The sequence below is a fragment of the Mycobacterium ostraviense genome (assembly GCF_002705925.1).
Lineage (GTDB): Bacteria > Actinomycetota > Actinomycetes > Mycobacteriales > Mycobacteriaceae > Mycobacterium > Mycobacterium ostraviense.
This window is the reverse complement of sequence record NZ_NKRE01000072.1, coordinates 1-252: the sequence shown is the minus strand read 5'-3', so window position 1 is coordinate 252 and position 252 is coordinate 1. Positions and strand designations below refer to the sequence as shown.

At 34.1% G+C, this 252-nt stretch carries 1 protein-coding gene; it reads right to left on the bottom strand.

Going from position 1 to position 252, the window contains the following annotated elements:
• Window positions 1-252 (bottom strand): MurR/RpiR family transcriptional regulator (locus tag CDN38_RS33670; RefSeq protein ID WP_204903264.1); only part of this gene is annotated, 252 nt, incomplete at both ends.

Genomic DNA, 252 nt, shown 5'->3' with positions numbered 1-252 from the left:
GTATACGCTGTGCCTCTGAAGCAAAGTTTAACTGTGCACGCCCTGTACCATACAAATATATTGTTGAAGCTGTATGCATTTTTTCAGTAAGAAGCTGGTAATCAACGCGTTCTAAATAACTTAATGTACTATCGATTTCTTGTTTGAAACTATCGATAGAGTTAGAAGGTAATTGGTGTGTCTTATTACTTTCAAATTTAAGGTACGATTTAAAATCACTATAACCGTCAAAACCTAATTTGCGTGTAAATC